Source organism: Pseudovibrio sp. Ad13, assembly GCF_001623225.1.
In the GTDB taxonomy this organism is placed as follows: Bacteria; Pseudomonadota; Alphaproteobacteria; order Rhizobiales; family Stappiaceae; genus Pseudovibrio.
Genome location: NZ_LMCC01000002.1, coordinates 119,333 through 144,327 on the forward strand (window position 1 = coordinate 119,333; position 24,995 = coordinate 144,327).

At 51.5% G+C, this 24,995-nt stretch carries 24 protein-coding genes; 14 read left to right on the plus strand and 10 right to left on the minus strand.

All coding sequences use genetic code 11. The features are described from left to right. Positions 1-146 precede the first annotated feature (146 nt). Positions 147-1,448: a S41 family peptidase gene (locus tag PsAD13_RS01425; RefSeq protein WP_063317090.1), complete on the plus strand. Its 1,302-nt coding sequence runs from the start codon at positions 147-149 to the stop codon at positions 1,446-1,448. Between the two features lie 56 nt (positions 1,449-1,504). Here PsAD13_RS01425 and PsAD13_RS01430 read toward each other — a convergent pair whose 3' ends face one another. The 5 genes from PsAD13_RS01430 to argH all read right to left on the minus strand — a co-directional run bounded on the left by PsAD13_RS01430 (position 1,505) and on the right by argH (position 8,139). Further along, positions 1,505-2,137, minus strand: coding sequence for a TetR/AcrR family transcriptional regulator (locus PsAD13_RS01430; RefSeq protein ID WP_057464717.1), 633 nt, complete (start codon positions 2,135-2,137; stop codon positions 1,505-1,507). Between the two features lie 130 nt (positions 2,138-2,267). Then, positions 2,268-4,913, minus strand: coding sequence for a TIGR02302 family protein (locus PsAD13_RS01435; RefSeq protein ID WP_063317091.1), 2,646 nt, complete (start codon positions 4,911-4,913; stop codon positions 2,268-2,270). Positions 4,914-5,009: 96 nt separating this feature from the next. Then, positions 5,010-6,281: a diaminopimelate decarboxylase gene (lysA, locus tag PsAD13_RS01440; RefSeq protein ID WP_063305981.1), complete on the minus strand. Its 1,272-nt coding sequence runs from the start codon at positions 6,279-6,281 to the stop codon at positions 5,010-5,012. 48 nt (positions 6,282-6,329) lie between these two features. Then, the gene (locus PsAD13_RS01445) at positions 6,330-6,599 is read right to left on the minus strand and encodes a lipoprotein (RefSeq protein WP_057464646.1); all 270 of its coding nucleotides are present in this window, start codon (positions 6,597-6,599) and stop codon (positions 6,330-6,332) included. A 139-nt stretch (positions 6,600-6,738) separates the two neighbouring features. Then, positions 6,739-8,139 carry an argininosuccinate lyase gene (gene argH / locus PsAD13_RS01450; RefSeq protein WP_063286190.1) on the minus strand — a complete coding sequence of 467 codons (1,401 nt, stop codon included), beginning with the start codon at positions 8,137-8,139 and terminating at the stop codon, positions 6,739-6,741. A gap of 29 nt (positions 8,140-8,168) precedes the next feature. On the opposite strand from argH, the gene PsAD13_RS01455 reads away from it, so the two are divergent. Then, a complete protein-coding gene (locus PsAD13_RS01455; protein WP_063317092.1) occupies positions 8,169-8,837 on the plus strand; it encodes a TlpA disulfide reductase family protein in 669 nt (222 codons plus the stop codon). Between the two features lie 67 nt (positions 8,838-8,904). Beyond that, on the plus strand, positions 8,905-9,369 hold the full coding sequence (locus tag PsAD13_RS01460) for a YccF family protein (RefSeq protein WP_057464643.1): 465 nt from the start codon (positions 8,905-8,907) through the stop codon (positions 9,367-9,369). 20 nt (positions 9,370-9,389) lie between these two features. Here PsAD13_RS01460 and PsAD13_RS01465 read toward each other — a convergent pair whose 3' ends face one another. After that, positions 9,390-9,770, minus strand: coding sequence for a VOC family protein (locus PsAD13_RS01465; protein WP_063286193.1), 381 nt, complete (start codon positions 9,768-9,770; stop codon positions 9,390-9,392). 88 nt (positions 9,771-9,858) lie between these two features. Further along, entirely contained in the window at positions 9,859-10,740 is an 882-nt protein-coding gene (gene tesB / locus PsAD13_RS01470) for an acyl-CoA thioesterase II (RefSeq protein ID WP_057464641.1), read from the minus strand. 127 nt (positions 10,741-10,867) lie between these two features. Here tesB and PsAD13_RS01475 point away from each other — a divergent pair, with 127 nt between their 5' ends. The 5 genes from PsAD13_RS01475 to PsAD13_RS01495 all read left to right on the plus strand — a co-directional run bounded on the left by PsAD13_RS01475 (position 10,868) and on the right by PsAD13_RS01495 (position 17,580). Next, positions 10,868-12,109, plus strand: coding sequence for a ubiquinone biosynthesis hydroxylase (locus PsAD13_RS01475; protein ID WP_063286194.1), 1,242 nt, complete (start codon positions 10,868-10,870; stop codon positions 12,107-12,109). 20 nt (positions 12,110-12,129) lie between these two features. Beyond that, positions 12,130-12,981, plus strand: coding sequence for an SDR family oxidoreductase (locus PsAD13_RS01480; RefSeq protein ID WP_063317093.1), 852 nt, complete (start codon positions 12,130-12,132; stop codon positions 12,979-12,981). Between the two features lie 94 nt (positions 12,982-13,075). Then, positions 13,076-13,387 (plus strand): YrhK family protein, encoded by a 312-nt coding sequence (locus tag PsAD13_RS01485; RefSeq protein ID WP_063317094.1) that lies wholly within the window; start codon positions 13,076-13,078, stop codon positions 13,385-13,387. A gap of 63 nt (positions 13,388-13,450) precedes the next feature. Next, the gene (cls, locus tag PsAD13_RS01490) at positions 13,451-14,881 is read left to right on the plus strand and encodes a cardiolipin synthase (RefSeq protein WP_063317095.1); all 1,431 of its coding nucleotides are present in this window, start codon (positions 13,451-13,453) and stop codon (positions 14,879-14,881) included. Between the two features lie 149 nt (positions 14,882-15,030). Continuing rightward, a complete protein-coding gene (locus PsAD13_RS01495) occupies positions 15,031-17,580 on the plus strand; it encodes a tetratricopeptide repeat protein (RefSeq protein ID WP_063317096.1) in 2,550 nt (849 codons plus the stop codon). Here PsAD13_RS01495 and PsAD13_RS01500 read toward each other — a convergent pair. Together PsAD13_RS01500 and PsAD13_RS01505 are read right to left on the minus strand one after the other, a co-directional pair. After that, on the minus strand, positions 17,577-18,062 hold the full coding sequence (locus PsAD13_RS01500; RefSeq protein ID WP_063305985.1) for a GNAT family N-acetyltransferase: 486 nt from the start codon (positions 18,060-18,062) through the stop codon (positions 17,577-17,579). The genes PsAD13_RS01495 and PsAD13_RS01500 overlap by 4 nt on opposite strands. Positions 18,063-18,070: 8 nt before the next feature. Then, positions 18,071-19,222, minus strand: a complete 1,152-nt coding sequence (locus PsAD13_RS01505) for an MFS transporter (RefSeq protein WP_063286198.1) — start codon at positions 19,220-19,222, stop codon at positions 18,071-18,073. A 134-nt stretch (positions 19,223-19,356) separates the two neighbouring features. On the opposite strand from PsAD13_RS01505, the gene PsAD13_RS01510 reads away from it, so the two are divergent. The 6 genes from PsAD13_RS01510 to PsAD13_RS01535 all read left to right on the plus strand — a co-directional run bounded on the left by PsAD13_RS01510 (position 19,357) and on the right by PsAD13_RS01535 (position 23,790). Continuing rightward, positions 19,357-19,935 carry a TspO/MBR family protein gene (locus PsAD13_RS01510; protein WP_208986369.1) on the plus strand — a complete coding sequence of 193 codons (579 nt, stop codon included), beginning with the start codon at positions 19,357-19,359 and terminating at the stop codon, positions 19,933-19,935. Between the two features lie 40 nt (positions 19,936-19,975). After that, positions 19,976-20,170 (plus strand): twin transmembrane helix small protein, encoded by a 195-nt coding sequence (locus PsAD13_RS01515; protein WP_063286199.1) that lies wholly within the window; start codon positions 19,976-19,978, stop codon positions 20,168-20,170. A 23-nt stretch (positions 20,171-20,193) separates the two neighbouring features. Further along, positions 20,194-20,769 (plus strand): cob(I)yrinic acid a,c-diamide adenosyltransferase, encoded by a 576-nt coding sequence (locus PsAD13_RS01520; protein WP_063317097.1) that lies wholly within the window; start codon positions 20,194-20,196, stop codon positions 20,767-20,769. Positions 20,770-21,058: 289 nt separating this feature from the next. Continuing rightward, positions 21,059-21,808 carry an electron transfer flavoprotein subunit beta/FixA family protein gene (locus tag PsAD13_RS01525; protein ID WP_057464633.1) on the plus strand — a complete coding sequence of 250 codons (750 nt, stop codon included), beginning with the start codon at positions 21,059-21,061 and terminating at the stop codon, positions 21,806-21,808. A 24-nt stretch (positions 21,809-21,832) separates the two neighbouring features. Further along, positions 21,833-22,762, plus strand: a complete 930-nt coding sequence (locus PsAD13_RS01530; RefSeq protein ID WP_063317098.1) for an electron transfer flavoprotein subunit alpha/FixB family protein — start codon at positions 21,833-21,835, stop codon at positions 22,760-22,762. A gap of 146 nt (positions 22,763-22,908) precedes the next feature. Further along, a complete protein-coding gene (locus PsAD13_RS01535) occupies positions 22,909-23,790 on the plus strand; it encodes a 3-hydroxybutyryl-CoA dehydrogenase (RefSeq protein ID WP_057464631.1) in 882 nt (293 codons plus the stop codon). A 66-nt stretch (positions 23,791-23,856) separates the two neighbouring features. Here the strand turns inward: PsAD13_RS01535 and PsAD13_RS01540 are convergent, their stop codons facing one another. After that, a complete protein-coding gene (locus PsAD13_RS01540) occupies positions 23,857-24,960 on the minus strand; it encodes a GTP-binding protein (protein WP_084404611.1) in 1,104 nt (367 codons plus the stop codon). Positions 24,961-24,995: the final 35 nt, after the last annotated feature.

Sequence of the window (24,995 nt, forward strand, 5' to 3'; positions counted from 1 at the left end):
TCAAGAAACGCGATCCCTCTTCCGAGCGGTCGCGTTTTGTTTTTTCAGTCTCAAGCTCCAAACCTAAACCCAACACGCTGTACAAAATCAGGGTTTCCTGATCTTCTATGTGCATATTTCATTGTTGGTTTTGAGTGAGCTTTCCCATGGAACAAGAGACTTCTGCCCTTCAACAAGCAATGATGCGCTTGGAAGACCCGGCAGCGCCCCTTCCTCCTGTAGCAAAATACTATGCAGCCAGCCGAATATATTCAGCGGTAGAAAGCTGTTTCGCGCATTGGGAAAACATCCCGGAAACCAGCAACGCAGATCTCTACTTTCGCTATCTAGGTGCATTGGAAGACGTCGAAGATCGCCGTGGCTTCCTGCTCGCAACACAGAGCTATCTGGCTCGCCTTAAGAACGCACATACCCACTTCATTGATTTCACGCTCTTGCAAAACTCAGGCTTCGGGTTCTGGGCACGCCCGCTACCCGTATCAGCCTCAAAGCACGCATGGACTGTTTGTGGCTCAACCCGCACAGACATCAAAACCGGAGACATCATAGAGCAGGTCAACAACCTTCCTGCTGATGTGTTCTTTGCAGGGTACACAAAGCTTGTCAGCGCCTCAAAGCCAGAAGCGGCAGAACGCAACCTGCTGCTATTCAATAGCTTTCTTTTGCCAAACCAACTCAACATCACACTTTACGACGGGCAAAGCCTGCAGATCACCCGCGCAGGACACAAGCATCCGCTTTCATATCTCAAAGCATTTGAACTCGACACGTCGGGAAAGCATCCACGCCTGATCATCCGCAGCTTCTCAAAACCAGAGTACGAGGAACAAGCTCTCGCCTTCCTAAGCCAGATCGACAATCAGTCCCCACTCATCCTTGACTTACGTGGCAATGGCGGCGGCAACACACCCATGAAGCTCATGAAAAAACTCTGCCTGGAGCCAATCTCAATCTGGATGGAACGAACACCTCAGTTCACTGGACTGGAGAAGGCTGAACAAGGCGTGGCTGCATGGCAAAACGGAGAACTCTCCGCACATCACACCCAGCCCAACGCTGAAACAACGCCCATGCATCTCCTCACAAACGGCGAGACCTTCCCGGCCAGTGCCACACCGTTTCGAGGAAAGCTGATTATTCTGATTGATATTGGCAGCGGCTCAGCAACCGAAGATCTCTTGATACCTCTAAAACATTCCGGACGCGCAACAATCGTTGGAGAAGCGTCCGCGGGCTCAACTGGACAACCCTATTTTGAGGCACCTCTGCCAAAAACACAGCTCACAATCTCGGCAAAGCGTACTGATTTTCCAGATGGGACAAGGTTCGAAGGAGTTGGGATACATCCGGATTATCCGGTTATGCCAACACCAGAAGACATCCGCCAAGGCAACGACCCCGCCCTCACACTTGCACAGCAACTGCTCAGACAAGCCGTGACCAGCTAAGCCAATCTCTAACGCCCTCATCCAGCTTCAGTTTCGCAGCCGGTGCCTGCGGACCTTTAATCAGCTGCCTTATCAGACGGGCGCTTTTCATAAAATTCCAGCGTGTGCAGGCTCATATCAGCATATTCAAAAAGCATGTTACGGGAGAACCCACGCCGGATCAGAACATAAAGCCCCTCAAGGATCATCACATAGAAGATCAGAAGCTTCTCAATGTCATCAGGGTCTTTAAGCTCACTCTTCAGATCCATGAACTTCAGGCGAAAATGCTTCACACCCTCCTGATAATACATCGCAAACTTCGCCAGCAGCTCCTCATCAAACAACGCCATATTGTCGAGCACACAAAACTTATCGCCGTGCTTGCTTTCACGATGACCGACACAGATATCGATGAACTCATATAGCACCGCTTCGATAGCCGAATGCAGATTGGAGTGCAGTGAAATGGTGCTTTTCAGCTCTGCAAAAATGCTGTTGAGCCACCACAGCAAAACCGCAGCGCAGAAGTCTTGCTTAGTCGTGAAATGCTCTTCCACATACGCCCGATGTGGTCCACAGGCCTCATAGAAGTCCTCCATGGAACAGGCTTGCAGCCCTTTAAGCACAAACACCCTGATGCAGTCATCCATCACCTCTTCGATGATGTGTGACAGAACTTCAGGTTTGTTTGGGTCTGTCTGGCTCATGGCGAAAGTATAGGAGCTAAAGCAGGCACGACAATGAAGGAGCCGCCAAATGGCAAAGAAAACTGGAAGGACCGACATCGCGATCAATCTAGTTTTCTAACTCTTCATTAAAGCATCCTGAAACCGCTGATCAGTAGCGCTTCATCAACCGTTCCAGATACTCCAGCTCAAGCTGCGGGCGGTCAGGATCGGAAAGCCGGCGGCGCAGCTCTTCCAGAATACGCCGCGCCCGCTGAACCTCAATCTCATCAGGCACTTTCACCTGACTGCCAAACTCCGGCCCCTCAACACGGCGCATACGGCCAAGCGGGTCCTCGTTCAGCGGAGAGTTGGTTGCTTGCCCTTGCCCACCAGCTTGACCAGCCAGTTGCTCTGCAAGCTGCTGAGCGCCTTTGCGCAAGGATTCCAGGGCCTGGCTCTGCTCAGACACAGCCTCATCCGCCTGCTGCGCACCAAGCGCATCACCAGCATCCTCCATGGAGTTACCAGCACTATCCAGATCCTTGCTCGGCTTGGCGCCGTTGTTTGCCATGCTGTCGAGCAGCTTCTGCAGGTCGTCAGAGAGATTGCGCTGCTGCTTCTGTAACTCGCGGAAGGCCTGCTGCGCCTCCTCATTGCTCATCTCACCACCCGGACCACGCTTATTCTGCTGGTCATTGCGCTGGCCGGGACGGCGCTGCTGGCTGTCCGGATCAAACTGGTGCGTTTCATCCATCAGGTTGCGCTGCTTCTGGATCATCTCGCCAAGGTCTTCCAGAGCCTGCAACATCTCTTGCTGTTGCTGGCTTGGCGCTTGCTGTTGTTGCTGCGCGTTCTGCATGTTCTCCAGCATCTGCTGCATCTGCGCCAACAGCTCACGCGCCGCCTCTAAAGAACCGGTTTTCGCCAGCTCTTCCATGCGACGCAGCATGTCATCCAGATCCCGAGGGGTAATCTGCTGAGAATTCTCATCCATCGGCATCTGACCAAGCTGCTGAGGGTTCTCGCGCATCTGCTGGGCCATGGATTTCAGGTAATCATCCAGTGCCTTACGCAGATCGCTCATCAGCTCAGCAATCTCTTGCTCTGATGCGCCCTGCTCCAACGCTCGCCGCAAAGCCTCCTGTGCCTCACGTAAAGCTCGCTCAGCGGCAGATAAGCCACCATCCTCAATCGTCAGCGCCACGTTCCACAACACGTCCAACATGTCTGTCAGCTGCTCATCCGTATTGGCTGCAACCAACTCGGCATAAGCAAAGCGCAACGGCAGGTAGGACCCGGCATCATCGATGAACCGCTCCGGCGCAATCATCAGCATATCCAGCGCATCCACCACCTGCGGATAGCTCTCAACGTTCATTGCCAGATTACGACGTTGCTCAACAACAGCCCGCGCCAACGGCTTATTAAAGCGGCGCTCTGGAAGCTTGATATAAACGGGCTGCGAGCGCCCCTCTTGCTCAGCCTCATCACGAGCCACAAGCACAAGAGCCACCTCAGAACCTGCCCATGGATGAGCCGTCAAATCCTGAAAGGTCTGCCCGACAGCCATCTTGGAATCTTTGGGCGGCAAGCTCAGGTTAAACCGTGGCGCCTCTACCAGAGATCGGCCTTGCTTCTCCTCATCTCCGCGCTGAACCTGCTCCATAATAGCCTCAGCAGAAACCACGCGGTAATCATCCTGCACCAGATAAGTCAGCTTGAGACTGCCGGAAAGCTGCTCTTCGGGATCATCAAACAAACGAATACGCGGCGGCAAGTCAGGGCGAATAGCAATCTTCCAGGAATATTTCGGAGAGTCATTTTGAAGGATCTGCAAGCGTCCGCTTGAGTTCAACGGAAACCGCCATTCGGTGGTTTTCAGCTCTGCAGAGCTTTCACCAGCTCCCGGCTGAACACGTTCCGGTTCCAAAACTTCTTGTCCACGGCGCGAAAAATAAACAACGGAGAATTCACCAGTGCCCTGTGCCCGCACCAGCACCTCACTGCCACTGGCAATCGAGAGCGCATCTCGAGAATCCCGCAGTTGATTGGCATCCCCGCTGAGGAAAACAGGAGCCTCACCCGTGTAAGCTGGCGGAGTAACCCACGCATCAATGCGAGCAGGTAAAACACTTCCCACACCCTGAGACTGGAACGGTGCCAAAAGGCTGGACCACCGGTTCGCATCCGAAACGGAATACCCCACCACAAGCAACATAACGGCGAAAACACGCAGGGCATAAGGATCTTTGGCAAACCCGCGCGGATTAACGCCCCCAACACGCAGGTTTTTAAGCCGCTCTCGCAACCGCTTTTGATGCGCAGACCAAAGCGCAAGCGCCTCTTCATCATCCATCCCGGTCGCCTGCTCATCCTTGTAGGAGAGCAAAGGTCGGTGCGGCAGATCACTGGCAAGCTCAACCTTGCGCAGCCCCTCCGCTTCATCGGGAAGCTTCAGACGTAAAAGCGGGTAGCAACTCCAAATGAAAACAGCGAGAAACAGGATTGATCCCACCGCAGAGCCATAAAACCCAAGCAGCTGCCACAGCCCTAAAAAGCTAACGGCAACATACAGGCACGCCACAATAAGCGGCACCTGAATGGCGGGCCAAAATCGCTCCCAAAACAAATAAAGCTGCGCTTTAAAAGCCAGCCTTTTCAATCGGTAGGATAATCTTTGAGAAAACAGGGACTGCCACAGGCCAAATAGCCCGGACCCTTCGCCATAACGCGTCTTATGCTCTCGCAATTCACTTGCAGAAGCTATGGCATTCTTTAGGTTTTTATTGCCGCCATTCTCATTCTGATGGGTCACAAAGGCCTCGCTAATCGCCGCCTGCTTTTTCTTTTGAGCATACGGCGATTAACGTAGATCAGCAATCTGGCAAACCTAAGGGGCTTTCAAACAGAGTTAAGCCTTTTCAACCCAGTTCGGCACAACGTCTTGATTTAGTAACTCATCGTAACTTGGACGCTGACGGATGATCGCAAACTTGTCGCCATCAACCAAAACTTCAGGCACCAGAAGACGCGTGTTGTAGGTGCCGGACTGGGTCGCGCCATAAGCACCAGCAGAGTAAACGGCCAGCAGGTCGCCTTCCTCAAACTTCGGCATTTCGCGGTCACGAGCCAGATAATCACCGGTCTCACAAACAGGGCCAACAATGTCTGCCATCATCTGCTCACCGTTCTGACGCTCTTCGCTCACCGCACCAATGTCATGGTGTGCCTCATAAAGAGTTGGGCGGATCAGATCATTCATCGCAGCATCCACGATGACGAAGTTCTTCGCTTCACCTTCTTTACGATAAATCGTTTCGGTAACGAGAATACCTGCATTTCCGGCAATCAAGCGGCCCGGTTCGGTAATCAGCGTCACGCCAAGGCGCTCAATGTGTTTACGAACAACCTTCGCATACTCAGTCGGCAGCGGTGCTTCAATTCCGCTTCCGTAAGGAATGCCAAGACCGCCACCCACATCAAGGTGGTCAATCTCAATACCGTCTTCCTTCAGCATGCCAATCAGCACACCAAGGCGTTCCAAAGCATCATCAAAAGGCCCAAGCTCAGTGATCTGAGAGCCGATATGCATGTCCATACCGGTCACTTTCAGGCCCGGCAGCTGCGCAGCTTCGTTGTAAACAGCGCGCGCCCGGTCCCAGGCAATGCCAAACTTGTTCGCAGCCAGACCAGTAGAGATCTTAGCGTGGGTCTTCGCATCCACATCTGGGTTGATGCGCAGAGAAATCGGCGCAGTCTTACCCATCTCGGAAGCAACGGCAGAAAGCCGCTTCAGCTCAGGCTCGGATTCCACATTGAAGCACAGGATGCCAGCATCCAGCGCAAAACGCATTTCCTGACGGGTCTTGCCAACACCAGAAAACACAATCTTGTTTGCAGGAATGCCCGCTTTCAGTGCACGGCGCAGTTCCCCTTCAGAAACAACATCCGCACCAGCGCCAAGTTTCGCCAACACCGTCAAAATAGCGATGTTGGAGTTCGCCTTCATTGCATAACAGGTCAGATGATCTATTCCATCAAAAGCCCCGTCAAAAACCTTGAAGTGACGTTCAAATGTCGCGCGGGAATAGCAGTAAAATGGTGTTCCAACTTCCGCTGCAATTTCGCTCAGCGCAACATCTTCAGCGTGAAGCACGCCATCCTTAAACTCAAAGTAATGCAATGTAGGTCCTCTACGCTGGCTCTACCCCGGCGGGCTTAGCGAACCAGTCTAAAAATTGAAGTCGGGATCATCCTCATCCGCACCAATCAACGGATCCAGAAACAGACTTTCGTCCTTATCTCCAGGGATCTCTGGTACAGGAGCATCGTTCAGGGGTGGCGGTGCACCATCTGCAGTCGCCCGAGCTTGGCTTGGCGTTTCCAAACTGCCTTTACGCCCACAAGCGGAAACACTCAGTCCGAGTGCAACAATTGTGAGGCCAATCAAAAGCTTGGAACTACGGCTTTTTGTAATGTCTTTCATGCCTTGCGAGCTCATGTTTTCTCTGCTCCAATCTGGATGATCTTACCAAACCAGAAATTCGACCTAAGGACTGACTCGGGCGAACCCGAGCCTACTCTCAGTTTTATTTCTGCACCGTAACAACGATGACTGCAAGATCATCCGAAGAACAGACTTACTTTTCCGTCTTCTGCTCACGCTCAAGCTGCTTAAGCCAACGGCGGGATTGCTTACGCACATTCACCGGGCTTGTGCCACCATAAGAGACACGGCTGCGAACAGATTTATCAACGGAAAGAACGCTGTAGACATCATCCGTGATCTTCGGTTCAACGCTCTGCATCTCTTCCAATGTCAGGCGATGCAGGTCTACACCTTTATCGACAGCCATCTTAACAAGTGCACCAGTCACATGGTGAGCATCACGGAATGGCATGCCAACCACACGCACACACCAGTCAGCCAGATCAGTCGCGGTAGAATAGCCGGAACCGGCAGCTTTCTTCAACGTTTTCACATTCGGCTCAAGGTCACGCATCATTCCAGTCATGGCTGCCAGAGCCAGAGACAGGTTCGGCAGAGCGTCAAACGCCTGCTCTTTGTCTTCCTGCATGTCCTTGGAATAGGTCAGCGGCAAACCCTTCATCATCACGAGAAGAGAGTTCAGCGCGCCATAAATACGGCCAGTCTTCGCACGGATCAGCTCAGCTGCATCTGGGTTCTTCTTCTGCGGCATGATGGAAGAACCGGTCGAAAACTTGTCAGAAAGCTTGATGAAACCAAACTGAGCAGAACACCAGATCACAATCTCTTCTGCCAGACGAGACAAGTGCATCGCACAAATAGACGCATCCGCCAGCGCTTCAATGGCAAAGTCACGGTCAGAAACACCATCCAAAGAGTTCGCTGTCGGACGGTCAAACCCAAGCGAAGCCGCAGTCATCTCACGGTCAATCGGGAAAGATGTCCCAGCAAGCGCAGCACAGCCAAGAGGGCTCTCATTCATACGCGCACGCGCATCTTGCAGACGGGAGCGGTCACGAGAGAACATCTCGACATAAGCCATCAGGTGGTGGCCGAAAGTCACTGGTTGAGCGGACTGCAAGTGTGTAAAGCCCGGCATCACAACCGCTGCATGCTCTTCTGCTTTTTCAGCAAGCGCCTGCATCAGGTCTGTCACCTGTGCCTCAAGATCGTCCAAAGAGTCGCGTACCCAAAGACGGAAATCTGTGGCAACCTGATCGTTACGTGAACGAGCTGTGTGAAGACGGCCAGCGGTCGGGCCAATCAATTCAGCCAGACGCGCTTCGATATTCATGTGAATGTCTTCAAGCGCACGAGAGAAGGTAAAGGTGCCCTCTTCGATCTCTGACAGAATTGTGTCTAGACCCTGAGCTATCTTTTCGGCATCTTCTGCGCTAACGATGCCCTGTGCAGCCAACATGCTAACATGAGCCTTGGACCCGGCTATGTCTTGTCGGTAGAGCTTGCGATCAAAATCAATGGAAGCATTGATCTCTTCCATGATTGCATCTGGCCCTTCCGCAAAACGGCCCCCCCACATGCGGTTGCTCATGTCTAGCCTCATTATGATTTGGGTTTAATATGAAGAAACTGACAGTTACCGGAAAGTTCGGCCTCGGAAAAGGGCTTATTGCAGCATTAGCTGGATTTGTCGTCGTAGGCGGAGCTGTATGGGCGCTTAATCAGCAAAAAAGTGAGGATCCACAAGCCCTCGCCTGCTCTTCTTCAATGAATACCGCAAAAAATCTCAAGGGTTTGACCACAGGCGAAGTGGCCGCTTTCCTGCCTGCCGAGAAGCCTTTGAATCTCTCACAGCTGAAATTCAACGATGCTGACGGCAACTTCATCACCATGGCAGACCTGAAAGGCACCAAACTACTCAACCTTTGGGCCACATGGTGCGCCCCATGCCGCAAAGAAATGCCGCATCTGGACAAACTGCAGCGTGAAGCAGGCAGCGAAGACTTCAACGTCATCGCCGTTAACATGGACCGTGGTGAAAACAATCCAAAGCCGCTGAAGTTCCTGAGCGATATCGGCGTGAAGGATCTGGCGTACTTCTCAGACCACACCATGGACACCTTCAACAACCTGCGCACCAAAGGCAAAGCCCCCGGCCTGCCAAGCACAATCATGATTGGTGAAGACGGCTGCGAAATCGGCACCATGTTCGGCCCCGCCGACTGGGCAGCCCCGGAAGCCTTCGCACTGGTCAACGCCGCGCTGGCTGGACAGAAAAAGGTTCAGTGAATTGAAATTCACGTAGCGGCTACTTAGATACATCTCAAAATCCATTTATCAATTTGAGATATTTATTATGCGCTACGCTGGAAATGTAATCTGGTTTGTCCTTGGAGGCTGGTACCTGGCCCTGATGTGGCTTGTGTACGGCCTCCTGTTCGCACTCACAATCATTGGCCTCCCTTACACACGAGCAGCCTGGGAAATGGCCAAATTATCGGCATGGCCCTTTGGCAAGGATATTGTGCATATAAGAGATCTGGATAACAAAGGTGCAACGCCAACCACTGTCTTAACGGGGGTCCTGGGTTTCATCTTCAACATCCTATGGCTGCCGTTTGGCCTCTCGCTGTTCCTCGGCTATGTGATATCCGGCATTCTCACCTGCCTGACAATCATAGGCATTCCCTTTGGCCTTCAGTCCTTCAAACTCGCAGCAATTTCCTTCTGGCCCGTCGGACGCCGTGTTGTAACGACCCAAACAGCGGACTTGGCACGCCAATACAAAGCCAGAGAAACCCTAAACAGCTACAGATATTAGAGAAACCGGCACAGCGTGCTCTAACTCACATTGGTCGTATCAGTCGCGCACACCCGCAACCGATGCCCGTCAGGATCGGTCGCAACAAACGTGTAGCCAAAGTCCAGATCAGTGGGCTCCAGAACGATCGAAATGCCCTTCTCTTTCCAGAGACTGTAAACCTGATCAACCTCTTCCCGGCTCACATCACTCAGTGACAGCTCAAAGCCGCCAAAGGATGGTTGCGGTTTCGGGTCGATCCCCTGCGCAGACTGCAAGCCAAGTGTGACGTCGTCTCCCAAAGAAAACAGCGAAAATTCCTGAAAACGCTCAATCGGGCTGCTTTGCAGAACATCAGTATAAAACTTGGTGCTTTTCTCCACGTCTTCGACATAGAGAATAACGCTATTGGGCTTAAACATGCTCACACCCCGTCATCTTAAAAATCAAAGAAACAAACAGATTGCTACAGACAAAGTATAGCTCTTGCACCAAGCAATATCTTTGATCTTACCCCTTACCCGGTACAGGACGCTCCCTCATCCGCATCAGGCCTTCCTGAACAGCGGAAGCCACCAACACACCATCCCGCGTGTAAAGGCTGCCACGACTGAAACCACGGCCACCCGCTGAACGCGGGCTGTCCTGCGTGTAAAGCAACCACTCATCAAAGCGGAAATCGCTGTGGAACCACATGGCGTGGTCCAGACTTGCCACCTGCAGATTTGGCACAAACACGTTGATGCCATGCGGGAATAGCGCCGTATCCAAAAGCGTCATGTCAGAGGCATAAGCCAGCACGCACTGGTGAATACGCGGATCATCTGGCAGCCTTGAAGCCGCCCGCACCCACACATGCTGCACCGGCTCTTGCTTCTTGCGAGAGAAATATTGCCCCAAATCCAATGGACGCAACTCAATCGGACGCTCCCGCTTCCAGTACTTCTGCACGGGCTCCGGTGCCTTTGAGATCAGTTCATCGGAGATTTCAGAGATCGGCATCAAATCTTCCGGCATCGGCACATCCGGCATCTCAATCTGATGCTCCATACCACTTTCAACACGTTGGTAAGAGGCGGACATAGAGAAGATTGCATGACCATGCTGGATCGCCACAACACGCCGTGTTGTAAAGCTGCCACCATCACGAATACGGTCAACCTCATAGATGATTGGCACCTTCGGATCGCCCGGACGCAGAAAATACCCATGCAGCGAATTGACCTGACGTTCTGCGCCAACCGTTCGGGAGGCAGCAACAAGGGCCTGACCAATCACCTGCCCACCAAAAACACGCTGCCACCCGCTTTGTGGGCTTGTGCCACGAAACAGATTTTCCTCTAATTTCTCCAGATCCAAAAGGTCCAGCAGATTTTCAACAGCCTTCGTCATTACAGACAAACCTATTTTTGTAGTGATTTCGATTGCATGTGAGTAGTGTGGCGCTATATCGATAGTGTCAACGATCAATTGGGCTAACCTAATGGTTATAGGGCAAACGATTACAGGAAAGAGTTCTATGAGCAAGAAACAGACCGCCACCGAAGACCTTTATGACGTCACCATTGGCGGCGGCGGGTATGTTGGCCTATCGCTCGCGCTTGCTTTGAAGCAGTCAGAACCTTCCATGAAAATCGCGCTTGTAGACCTGCGCCCACGCTCAGCCATCGAGAACGATCCGCGTTCCTCGGCCATCGCGGCAGGCGCCGTGCGCATGCTCGATCAACTCGGCATCTGGTACAAGCTTGAAGATGAATCCCAGCCTATCACCGAAATGATTGTCACAGACAGCAAGCTGCACGACAGCGTGCGCCCAATCTTCCTGACATTTGCAGGCGATGTTGATGACGGCGAACCATTTGCCCACATGGTTCAGAACAATCATATGGTCGGCGCATTGCATGATGCAGCCACAGATGCAGGCGTTCACATCTTCGCGCCCGACAGTGTCAAAGACTTTGCAGTAGAGCCAGCCCACGTCAACATCACACTCGGCAGCGGCAAAACCATCCAGTCACGCTTGATCGTGGCAGCTGATGGCGTGCGCTCCAAACTCCGCGATCTCGCAGGCATCCAATGCAATCGCTGGAGCTACAATCAAAGCGGCATTGTCACCACAATCGCACATGAACGCCCACACAATGGCCGCGCAGAAGAGCACTTCCTGCCCTCCGGTCCGTTCGCGATACTGCCACTGAAAGGCAACCGCTCCTCCATCGTCTGGACTGAAAAGACGGCAGAAGCCAACCGCTTGGTCAATGGCGATGAGTTCACCTTTGAAATCGAACTGGAACGCCGCTTCGGTCATCATCTGGGCGAGCTCAAACTGGACGGACCCCGCGCTGCGTTTCCTCTAAACCTCGTGCTGGCGCGCTCTTTCGTCTCCAACCGCTTTGCACTGGCAGGCGATGCTGCACACGGCATCCACCCAATTGCTGGCCAGGGCCTCAACTTCGGCTTCAAGGATGTTGCAGCCCTTTCAGAGGTGCTTGTAGACGCCCACCGTCTCGGCCTCGATATCGGTGCAGCACACATTCTGGAGCGCTACCAGAGCTGGCGCCGTTTCGACACATGGCAGATGGGCATGACCACCGATGTGCTGAACCGCCTGTTCTCCAACAACATCGACCCAGTCCGTGCTGTCCGCGATCTCGGCCTCGGTCTTGTTGAGCGCATGCCATTCCTGAAAAAACACTTCATCGGCGAAGCAGCAGGCCTGGCCGGCCCTTCCCCAAAACTCCTCCTCGGCAATCCGCTTTAACTCAGATTTAGGCCGCATACGTGAAAGACAAACGCTCCATCCTCATCACCGGATGTTCCACCGGCATTGGTTACTCTGCTGCACACATTTTGAGAGAAAGAGGATGGCAGGTCTTTCCCACCTGTCGCAAGCCAGAGGATGCAGAACGTCTGCGCTCAGAAGGCTTTCACGCCTTTCATTTAGATTATTGCGAAACCGAATCTATTCAGTCCGCCGTTGAGTCAGTTCTGGCAATCACAGGCGGACGTCTTGATGCGCTCTTCAACAACGGCGCCTATGGCCTTCCTGGCGCCATAGAAGATCTTCCCACGGATGCCTTGCGCCGTCAGTTCGAAACCAACTTCTTCGGCTGGCACGAACTCACCCGCCTTGTCATTCCGGTGATGCGCGAGCAAGGTCATGGCCGTATCGTGCAATGCTCCTCAATCCTTGGCCTCGTCGCCATGGATTATCGCGGCGCCTACAACGCCACCAAGTTTGCATTAGAAGGCTACACCGACACCCTGCGGCTGGAATTGCATGGCTCAGGCATACAGGTGAGCTTAATCGAACCGGGTCCGATTCAATCCGAGTTCTCCAAAACAGCTGTCCAAATGTTCTATGAGGAAATCGGCGAGGAGACCAAGAACGCCTCCCACTTCCGCGAAAGCTACAACCGCCGTCTCTCCATGCTCGCCAAAGGTGGCACCACAAAATTCAAACTCCCACCCGACGCAGTCGTCCAAAAACTCACCCACGCCATTGAAGCCCCCAAGGCCAAGGCACGTTATTACGTAACCGTTCCAACCCACATCATGGGCACCCTACGGCGCATCCTGCCAACCTCAATGATCGATATGATCCTGAGAAAGTCTGCAAAGTCGGAAGAGTAAGAGAACGAGACGCCTCGGTTTTCTTCAAAGCAAACTCCCAGTGCCCCGTATTGCGCGCACTCAGGATTTATACCCCCAATAAAAGAGATTCCCCATGGCACTATTTCATCCTGACAATTGCACAATGAGTGAGCGACATAAGCAAATTTATGCGTATTGCGAGCTCGCTTACACTGCTGTTGATTTCTCTGCAGCAGCCTTGTTCGTCGTTGGCAGCATTCTCTTTTTTAAAGAGGCAACCACCTATTTAGGAACATGGCTATTTCTGGTTGGATCAATTTTATTCGGACTCCGCCCAACAATTAAGCTCTTTCGGGAAATTGCATATATCCGCCTTGGGAAATATGAGGATCTGCCTGAAGGCACTGAGAATAATACGGGTTGGCTAAACCCCAATATGAAGTGAACCTAACCAACACGTTTGCCAACGACCAACCACGGGACTAAATTTCAACGCAGCCGAGTTCAAATGACCTTCATACTAGTTTTCCATGTTCTATTAGTTTTGACGTTTACAATCCGAATTCTGCTGCGAGATGATTTGTCACCACCGGTTCGCCTCGCCTGGTTCATCGTTTTGAACGTGCTGCCCTATGTCGGCATCGCCATTTATTTCCTCTTTGGAGAAACGGATCTTGGCCATCGCGCAGACAAACGCCACAAAGAGATTTTTGATGAGATCCATGAAAACGCTAAGCAATTCATGGGCACGCCAGCTGATGTCGATCAGCTGATCAACCCGGAATACCGCAACAGCTTCCATTATGCTGGTTCAATAAACGGCTTTTATCCAGTTGCTGGAAACAACGCCACACTCATGGAAGATGCCACAGCGACCCGCGACAGCTTGATAGCAGACATCGATGCCGCGCAGGATTATGTGCATGTTCTCTATTACATCTGGCTAAATGACCACACGGGCACAGCACTCGCCAACGCTTTGATCAGAGCAACGCAGCGAGGGGTCGTATGCCGCGCGATGGCAGATGGTCTCGGCTCACACCAGCTCATAAAATCACAGCTGTGGGAGAAGATGAAGGAGGCAGGCGTTCAACTGGCAGTCGCCCTGCCGCTGGACAAACCAGTGCGAACGCTCCTGACCAGCAGATTGGACCTGCGCAACCACCGTAAAATCACGATTATCGACGGAAAAGTCACTTACTGCGGCAGTAGAAACTCAGCTGATCCGGAATTTCTGGTCAAAGCAAAATACGCTCCCTGGGTCGACATCATGCTACGCCTGACCGGGCCCATTGTGACGCAAAACCAGCTTCTGTTCATAAGCGATTGGATGCAAGCAACAGGCGAAAAGCTAAATGACTTTGAATTGAAGTCAGAACCGGCACAAGAAGGGTTCCCGGCACAGGTGATGGGCGATGGCCCAACGGAACGCAAAGGAGCAACACCTCAGCTCTTTGCCTGCCTGATTGCAACCGCCCGCTTCGAACTCACACTATCGACCCCCTACTTTGTCCCCGATGAAACTGTTCTGGAAGCCTTGCGCGCAGCGGCTTATCGAGGCGTAAAGGTCACCTTGATTTTCCCGAAGGTCAACGACAGCTGGATCGTGGCCGCTGCAAGTCGCAGCCACTATTTCAAACTTCTGGAGGCTGGTTGTGATCTCTTTGAATTCAAAGGCGGTCTGTTGCACGCCAAGACACTCACAATGGATAACAAGATCACTTTGATCGGCTCTTCCAACCTTGATCTGCGAAGCTTTGACCTAAACTACGAAAACAACATTCTGTTGCAAGACAAGGCAATAACGAACGCTGTTCTGGAACGGCAACAGCAATACCTCGACAGTTCAGATCAGGTCTTTTTTGAAACTGTTTCCAGTTGGTCATACCTCAAACGAATAAAAAACAACATCATCGCAACAGTCAGCCCGATCTTGTAGTCCTGCAGCTAATCTGTAGAAAGCTAAATGCAATCGCGATTTGGACTCTCACCTTTTCAATAAGGTTGTTTGAGACGGAACTACGACTGTCCAATCCTAAAATTGTAATCTCTGCTATTGTTTGAAGCGTTGCAGATTCGGGGGAAAATATGCAGTTGCGGCATTTGAAGTTAGCTCTGGCAGCTCTGGTCATTTCACTGTCCAGCCAAGCAATCCTTCCAGTGTACGCCGAGGATTTCAAAACCATCTCGGCATCCGCTGAGCAAGGTGACTTTCATTCTCAATACAAACTTGGAATTCTCTACGAAGAGGCACAAGGTGTCCCTCAGAACTATACCAAGGCTGCAAAATGGTTTCGCTTAGCCGCTGAGCAAGGTCACGTCGCCGCTCAATACCGCCTTGCCAACTTGTATCACAAAGGACGAGGCGTCCCGCAAAGCTTCAAAGAGGCCGAAAAATGGTATCTGCTCGCAGCTGACAAAGGGCATCCGGAAGCAGAACGCGAACTTAATTACTTTTACGCCCAAGGGCTTGCGGGGCCGAAACGTTATAGTAACGCAGCGATGAAGGTTTGGCGTAAGGCTAAGCAAGGTGATGCAAAGGCACAGTTTAGCCTGGCAATTGATCTCGAAGATGGCACTGGCGTCCCACAAGACTACGTTGAAGCAGCAAAATGGTATCGTCTTGCCGCTGATCAGGGCCATGCAGGCGCTCAACATAACCTAGGGCTATTATACCATTATGGTAACGGCGTGCGGAAGGATTATGAAGAAGCCGTAAAATGGTACCGCCTCGCCACAGAGAAAGATCATGCCGGTGCTCAACTTGAACTTGGCTATATGTACTCCAGAGGAATGGGAGTGCGGAAAGATAACAGGGAAGCGCTCAAATGGTACCGACTTTCTGCCGACCAAGGCAATGCAATAGCTCAATCCAATGTCGGCTATTTTTACAAAGAAGGGCGAGGTGTTCCTAGGGACTACAAAGAAGCCATCAAATGGTACCACCTCTCAATAAAGCAAGGGTATTCAGGCGCCAGACTTAAGCTAGGGTACATGTACGAGAAGGGGTTAGGCGTACCAAGAGACTACAAGGAAGCAGCAAAATGGTACCGGCTTGCTGCTCGGCAAGGAAATGACCAAGCTCAATACAACCTTGCTGTGCTTTATGAGGATGGGCTTGGCGTACCTCAAGACAATCAACAAGCCGAAAAGTGGTTCCGCCTTGCTGCTGAGCAAAACCATGACCGAGCACAGATTGCAATAAAAGGCCTTCAGGCCCGGCTTCAGGATTACGACAAAGCTGCAAAATCACTTATGCAAGCCGCAAAACAAGGCGATGCGACAGCACAACGAGAACTTGGCCAAATGTACGCCAATGGCCAAGGCAGACCACGAGACTACAGTGAGGCTGCAAAGTGGTACGAAGTTGCTACCGATCAAGGTGACAAAGCAGCACAATACTATCTCGCACTCTTTTATCAAAATGGGCAGGGCGTTCAGCAGGACTATGCTGAAGCTGCAAAGCTTTACCGTCTCGCAGCAGAGCAAAACCACGCGAAAGCACAGCTTGAACTCGGGTATCTTTACACCGTCGGCCTAGGTGTAAAACTGGACTACGCCGAAGCAGAAAAGTTTTATCGCCTTGCAGCCGATAACGGGAATGCGATCGCAAAAAACCGTCTCACAGACATGCGTTACATTGGCGAAGACTTAAAGCAGCACTATGCCGGTATTGCAAAGGAATATCATCAGGCTGCCGAGCAACATCTTGCCGGGTTCCATTATAATCTCGGTCGTGCCTTCACCAACGGAAAAGGCGCACCACAGGACTACCCCAAAGCTGCAGAAAAGTTCCGTCTGGCTGCAGAACAAGGGCATGCCAACGCTCAGTTTAATCTTGGACGTATCTACGAAATCGGTCTGGGTGTAGATCAGGACTACAGTAAAGCTCTGAAGTGGTACATCCGCGCTGCTGAACAAGGTGTTGCTGATGCGCAGTACAACCTCGCTGTTATGTACGCCAATGGTACAGGCCTACCGCAAGACCTGATAGAAGCCTCGGCTTGGTACCATTTCGCTGCTAAACAAGGCCACCCGGATGCTCAGTATAACCTTGGGTTTCTTTATGCCACAGGACAAGGGGTAGAGCAGGACGAAACCACAGCTGCAAGATGGGTTCGCCTCGCTGCTGAGAAGGGTCATGCCGAAGCGCAGTACCGTATCGGAAGAGCCTACGAAGACGGAGTGGGTGTAGAACAAAACAACACTGAAGCAGCAAACTGGTACTACCTCGCTGCAACGCAAAATCATGCTGAGGCACAATTCAATTTTGGACGTATGAATGCCACAGGCCAAGGCATTGCAAAGAATGAATCTGATGCTGCAAAATGGGTTCTCCGCGCCGCAAAGCAAAGCCATGTAGAAGCCCAATATCGCATCGGTCTTGCCTTTTACAAAGGCAGCGGAGTTCAGCAGGACATAGAAAGCGCTTATGTCTGGTTTTACATCGCAGCAGAGAACGGCAGCAAACCTGCGCTAAAAGCACAAGAAGACATAGCAGATCACCTGAATACCAAAGAGTTGGATCAAGCCGTCGGCAAAGCCAAAACCCTCATGAAGAAGCTCAAAACCAACAGGCAATCAGACCCAACCAAAGCACCGATAAGGTTCAAGTTCCTACCCGTAGTCCCCACTTAATGAGTGACCAGAGGTCCAGCATCTAAGAACTCGTCAATCACCAGCTGTTGCTGTGAAAGCTGAGCAAGCTCAACTCGTGCGCGCAGGTAGGAAACGCCAAATTTTTGGAAGGCATCCCCTTCAAACTTGAAACCCAAACGCTGATAGAATGAAACAGCATCTGCTCTTGCATCGCACCAGATGTTGTCTACCTTTTGTAGGTCAGGCTGGTTTGCAGCAAAACGGATGAGGCTACTTCCGATGCCGCGCCCTTGCTTCTCTGGCAACACCGCCAGTTTTCGCAATCTCACAGAGGGCAGATCGAAGAAGAAAGATCCAACACCAATCAGGTTTTCTTCTTCAAAGGCTCCAATATGAAGGGCTTGGTGATCTTCTGGAACCATGACCCGTTCTATCGGCGAGTCTGGCCAGAGCACTTGCTGGCGAAGCTTATAGGTCAGCGTTGCAGGAATGCTCCGAAAACTAATCTCTAGTTCTCTCATACTTCCCCTCACCGCTTGATCAGAGACCGGCTCATCAGCAAGCTCAGCACAAGTGCCGGTAACATCAGCATAAAGCCGCCCTGGATGCCGAGGTGATCAGCGGCATAGCCGATGACGAGAGGACCCACGAGGAAACCGCCGAGAGCAATCTGCGTCATCAAGCCCACATTGACCGCAGCAGAGCGGCCCGGTTTTTCAGCAGCAGCCGTAACAGCCAGCGGAAAGCCCCCGGAAACGCCCAGCCCAACCAGCCCGAAACCAAGCAATGACACCGCATAGTTCGGCGAAATCACCAGAATTCCGACGCCAATGAGAGCAAGGATAACAATCCCGGCAGCTGCGATCTGAACGTCAACACGAGATCGCAACCAGTCTCCGGTTAAGCGCCCGAATGTCACCATCAGAGCAAAAGCACTATAAGCGATACCCGCGTAACCAGCTGATAGATCAAACAGATCAGTCACATAAATCGCAGACCAGTCCGCAATCGCCCCTTCTGTCATGGTGATGCCAAACGCAAAGAAGCACACCGCAATCAGCGCGCCGCTCGGCATTTGAAAACCACTTTCAGACTTCTCAGCGACATCCGGCTCCCGGCCTTCTGTCAAGCTGTAGGAGGTAAACAGCGCTGGCAATAACGCCATACCACTTGCCATGAGAATGCTTTCAGATGGCCCATAGCCAACCCAGGAAAAGCCGGAGCTGATCAGACTTCCCACCAGCACACCAAGGCTCCACAGGCCATGACAGCCCGACATAATGAGCTGCCCGCTCTTCCGCTCGGTTTTATCCGCAATCACGTTCATGCACAGTTCCACAAACGCCAATGCGCTGCCAACAACTGCCAAATAAACAAACAGCTGCAGAATGGATTCGGCATACGTCGGCAATGGCATCAGACAAATAAACGCAAACAGACCCGCGATCAAAAGCTGGCGCGCACCAAATTTCTCCGTCAGCCGCCCGGCAAACATCAGCATGAACAGCAGCCCAACCGGCATTCCGACAAGAGCAAGGGCAAACTCCCCTTCACTCACCTGAAGTCTTTGCTGAATTTCTGCGATGCGTGGAAACCAGGCGCCAAGCGCGATGGGTTGAAGAAAGAAGACGCCGCGAATAAGATTCACATCGCGCGCGCCAAGGACTGCTTGTTGTGTCATGGAAAAAGCTTTGAAGAGAGAAAAACGACCTATTAAATATCTAGCGTGATATTTTAGAAAAATGCAAGCTGTGTAGAGCACCTAATACAGCACAACCTCGTTTGCTGACGTAACAACGCAAACCAACGCGGAATATGCGCAAAAAACGCAATTCTGCACAAAACCTTTCAAAAGGAATTTCCGTGCCCCTTAGCGACACCACAAAAGCCAAATTAAAGAACAGAGTTGTCTGGAGTCGTCTCGTTGGATGGGGACTTTTGTGTTATGCAACAGCAGCTTACGGCGGCATCGTTACTGCGCCGGCCATCCCCGAATGGTACGTCTCTCTCAACAAACCATCCTTCAATCCCCCTGATTGGATTTTCGCACCGGTTTGGTCTGTTCTTTACGCACTTCTTGGCATCAGCATCTGGCTGGCCACTGAATTTCAACAGACTGGCACCAACGAGGCAGCCAAGCCACCTTCGAAAACCAGCATTCAGCTAACTTTCGTTATAGTGTTGTTTTTAAATGGCATTTGGTCCTGGGCATTCTTCGGACAGCAAAACCCTGCACTTGGCCTTATTGTCCTTATCATCTTGCTCGCGCTAAGTTTTTTCACTTTCCGCCTATTTTATAGAGCGCAAATCTTTGCAGCATGGCTATATCTGCCCTATCTCCTTTGGGTTAGCTTTGCAGCCGTCCTGAATGCCTCTATTGTGGTTCTGAATTAATCCAACACCTCAATCGAGACTTTTATTATTGGAGATTTTGATGAGCGGTATTGTTGCCACTCTAGTTCCTATTGCTCTATTCGCCGTCGCTCTGGTCCTCGCCCTCGGCCTTTGGAACATGATGCGCGGTGGAGATCCAAACCGTTCGCAAAAGCTTATGAGATATCGTGTTCTGTTGCAGTTCGCAGCTATCATATTGATTATGCTTTCCGTTTACTTTGCAAGCACATCCTGATTTTGGTTTGAAACTGGTAGAAAATGGTCACTCTCAATAAGATCTATACAAAAACTGGCGACGACGGCACCACGGCACTTGGCAGCGGAGAGCGCAGGCAAAAGGATGATCTGCGCATTGAGGCCTACGGAACCGTTGATGAAACCAACTCAGTCGTTGGCATAGTTCGCCTGCACGCATCCAAAGAAATGCCAGTATTGGATGAACTGCTTGCCCGTATTCAGAATGACTTGTTTGATCTCGGCGCCGATCTGGCAACACCAGACACCGGCGAAGACCTCGGATATGAACCTCTGCGCATCACAGATAATCAGGTCAGCGCTCTGGAAGACGCAATCGACCAGATGAACGTTGAGCTTACGCCGTTGAAATCATTTGTATTACCGGGCGGCACACCGCTGGCAACACACTTGCATCAAGCCAGAACCGTCTCTCGCCGCGCTGAGCGTCTCGTTGCTGCGCTCTCTCAAAAAGAGAAAGTTAACAAGCAAGCTCTGCAGTACCTCAACCGCCTCTCCGACCTCTTCTTTGTTGCATCCCGCTATGCAAATCTGAAAGGCGAAGGCGACGTTTTGTGGGTAGCGGGCAAAAACAGATAGCAATTTTTGATGAAGAAATCGACCAAAGGTGCTTGACGAATAGGTAAACTATCAACACTTATGGACAACTATCTTCACCATAAGGCCACTTGGCCTTATACATTGGTTGAAACCCAATACCTATTTACCCTAGGCGATCGTTGACAGCCCCAAAATTGCTCAGTACGGTCGCCGCAAATGTAATGCAATTTGCATTCCCTTTTGGCTCTGGTAGCCCGGCGGAAGCTGTGTCTTATCAACTTGGTGGCGACGCATACTCCCCTGCATTTCTAGTGGAGGTTCTAGGAACATGAAAATTCTCGTGCCCGTAAAACGGGTCGTTGACTATAACGTAAAAGTTCGCGTGAAAGCGGATGGCTCCGGCGTTGAACTCGCAAACGTCAAAATGTCCATGAACCCTTTCGACGAAATCGCCGTTGAAGAGGCTCTTCGCCTGAAAGAAGCTGGTAAAGCAACAGAAATCATTGTTGTTTCCATCGGCCCTAAGCAGGCGACTGAAACGATCCGCACCGGCCTCGCAATGGGCGCTGACCGCGGTATCCTCGTTCAGACCGACGACATTGCTGAGCCTCTCGCAGTAGCTAAGGTTCTCAAAGGCATCGTTGACGAAGAAGAGCCAGGTCTCGTTATCCTCGGCAAACAGGCGATCGATGACGACTGCAACCAGACTGGTCAGATGCTTGCTGCACTTCTGGGCTGGGCACAGGGCACATTCGCTTCTAAGGTTGACCTTGGCGATAACACAGTAGACGTCACCCGCGAAATCGATGGTGGTCTGCAGACTGTTAAGCTGAACATGCCAGCGATTGTCACCACTGACCTGCGTTTGAACGAGCCTCGCTACGCTTCTCTGCCAAACATCATGAAGGCAAAGAAAAAGCCGATTGCTGAGAAAACACTGGCGGACTATGGCGTAGACGCTACACCTCGCCTCAAGGTTCTCAACACTGCTGAGCCTGATGCACGCAAGGCAGGCGTTAAGGTCGCTTCCGTTGATGAGCTGGTAGACAAGCTCAAAAACGAAGCTGGCGTTCTTTAAGATAGGTCAAGAGGAGTTAGCATTATGACCACGCTTCTTGTGGCTGAACATTCCAATTCTGCTTTGAACGAAGCAACGGCTAAGGCACTGACAGCAGCTGTAGAAATGGGCGGCGACGTTCATATTCTCGTTGCTGGTAAAGACTGTGGCGCAGCAGCTGAAGCTGCTTCCAAACTGTCTGGCGTTGCTAAAGTTCTTGTTGCTGACGACGCAGCATATGAGCACCAGCTTGCTGAACCAGTTGGCGATCTGATTGTTGCACTTGCTGCTGATTATGATGCTGTTGTTGCTGCTGCGACAACCAATGGCAAAAACACTCTGCCACGCGTTGCTGCTAAGCTCGACGTGATGCAGATCTCTGAAATCATTGCCGTTGAATCTGCAGACACGTTCAAGCGTCCAATCTACGCAGGTAACGCAATCCAAACTGTACAGTCTGCTGATGCAAAGAAGGTTCTGACTGTTCGTACAGCATCCTTCGCTGCAACTGCTGAAGGTGGCTCTGCTCCGGTTGAAGCTGCTGAAGCTTCTGCTGATCCGGCAATTTCCTCCTTCGTGGGTGAAGAAATCGCAGCTTCTGATCGTCCAGAACTCGCAGGCGCTAAGATCATCATCTCCGGTGGTCGTGCTCTCGGTTCCGAAGAGAAGTTCAACGAAGTCATCACCCCTGTTGCTGATAAGCTCGGCGCAGCAATCGGTGCATCCCGTGCAGCTGTTGATGCAGGTTACGCACCAAATGATTGGCAGGTTGGCCAGACCGGTAAGGTTGTTGCACCTGATCTTTACATCGCTTGCGGCATTTCCGGTGCAATTCAGCACCTTGCAGGCATGAAAGATTCCAAGATCATCGTCGCAATTAACAAAGACGAAGAAGCACCAATCTTCCAGGTTGCTGATTACGGACTTGTCGCAGACCTGTTCGAGGCTCTTCCTGAACTGGAAAAAGCCCTCTAATCATATTTGATTAGCTTTTCAGGAACCCCGGGATGTTAATATTTCATTCTGGGGTTCTTGCTGTTTGAGGCAAGACTTGCGATGTATGTTGTTACGAGAACGTCAAAGCACGTTTAACCGATGCTTGTAAGAATTTGGATCTGACAATGGTGGTCGAAGTAAAGAAAGTCGGTGTTATTGGCGCCGGTCAAATGGGCAATGGCATCGCACACGTAAGTGCTTTGGCAGGATACGATGTCGTGCTTCACGATATCGATCAGGATCGTATCGACAGAGGCCTGGCCAGCATCAATGGCAATATGGCACGTCAGATCTCAAAGGGCACGATCACTGAAGAAGATCGCGACCTGGCTCTTACCCGTATCAAAACATCTGACGATGTTAAATCCCTAAGCGATGCAGACCTCGTTGTTGAAGCTGTGAGTGAAAACGAGCAGGTCAAACGCAAGGTTTATCAAAGTGTTTGTCCGATTTTGAAGCCTGATGCCATCCTTGGCACAAACACTTCGTCTATTTCCATCACGCGTCTGGCATCCGCTACAGACCGTCCGGAAAAATTCATCGGCATCCACTTCATGAATCCGGTTCCGCTTATGGAACTCGTTGAGCTTGTTCGTGGCATTGCAACCAGCGATGAAACCTTTGAACTTTCCAAGGGCTACACCCTCGGTTTGCATAAAACGATTGCAGTTTCAGAAGACTTCCCAGCCTTTATGGTGAACCGTATTCTGCTGCCAATGATCAACGAAGCAATCTACACTCTTTATGAAGGTGTTGGCTCCGTTGAAGCAATCGACACAGCAATGCGCCTGGGTGCAAATCACCCGATGGGCCCGCTGCAACTGGCTGACTTTATCGGTCTGGATATTTGCCTGTCCATCATGCAGGTGCTCTATGAAGGCCTTGCAGACAGCAAATACCGCCCATGCCCACTACTCGTGAAGTACGTTGAGGCTGGCTGGCTTGGACGCAAAACTCAGCGTGGTTTCTATGACTACCGCGGTGAGGTTCCAGTCCCTACGCGCTAAAGCGTTTATAAGACACACAAAAGCCCGCCACTTGAGCGGGCTTTTTTATTGCTGCGGTTCAGCTGGTTACTTAAACGTACCGCTGAATCCACCAATGGAAAGTGGATTATCCATCATCGCAGTGCGGTCAGGCGTGTCAGCAGCGACACCGCCGGTGAATGCATCAAACATCTTCTTCACAAAGCCCTCAGAAAGGCCTTTGGTAATGAAGACGAGCCGCGTTCTCTGATCCGCATCAGGCCATTCTACAAGCCGTGCAGGTGGATGGAAGACATGCTGCACCCCATGGATCACCAAAGGCTGATCCGGGTGTTCTACGGTCTTTATAATCCCCTTAACGCGCAAAAGCTTAGGGCCATGTGCAGAGCGCAGTAGATCTAGGAACATCTCCAGTGCAGCATTGGGGATCGCGCTGTCGGTCTCAAGCGTAAAGGCGCGAACATCTTTACCATGCCGGTTTGGGTCGTGATGATGATCACCATGATGATGGTGTCCGTGGTGATCATGCGAAGCGTGCCCGTCTTTGTACGCCTCTTCTCTCAGCCATTTCTGAACATCTGGGATTTTGCTCTCAGGATTGTACAGTCCGCAGTTGATGAGTGCAGCAGCCGTTGCAGAGCCATCTTGAGCATTAAGCACAGTTGCGCCAGGGTTCAGATGCTTCAGCTCAGCCAGCAAATCATCAGAAGGCTCCTGCAAATCCGTCTTCGTCATCACGATACGATCAGCAACAGCAACTTGTTTGACTGCTTCCTCATGAGAATGGATCGTATCCAAACCGTTGACGGAATCGACCAATGTCACCACGCCATCAAGTCGATATCGCATGACTAAGTACGGATGCAGCATCACAGTGTGCAACACTGGAGCTGGATCAGCCAAACCAGTTGTTTCAATAATCACACGGTCGATCTTCTTCATGCGGCCATTGTCGATACGGCGCAGAATATCTTCGAGCGTGTTGATGAGATCACCACGAATAGTGCAGCACAAACAACCAGATGAGAGCTCTATAATTCCATCATCAATGGTATCTACGAGCAAATGATCCAGACCGATCTTACCAAATTCATTGATGATGACCGCTGTATTTTCCAACACTGGTTCTTTGAGAATTCGATTAAGAAGCGTTGTTTTACCCGCCCCCAGAAAGCCAGTAATGACGCTCATTGGAATCGGTGTTGGCGGACTCCGCCTCTCTTGGG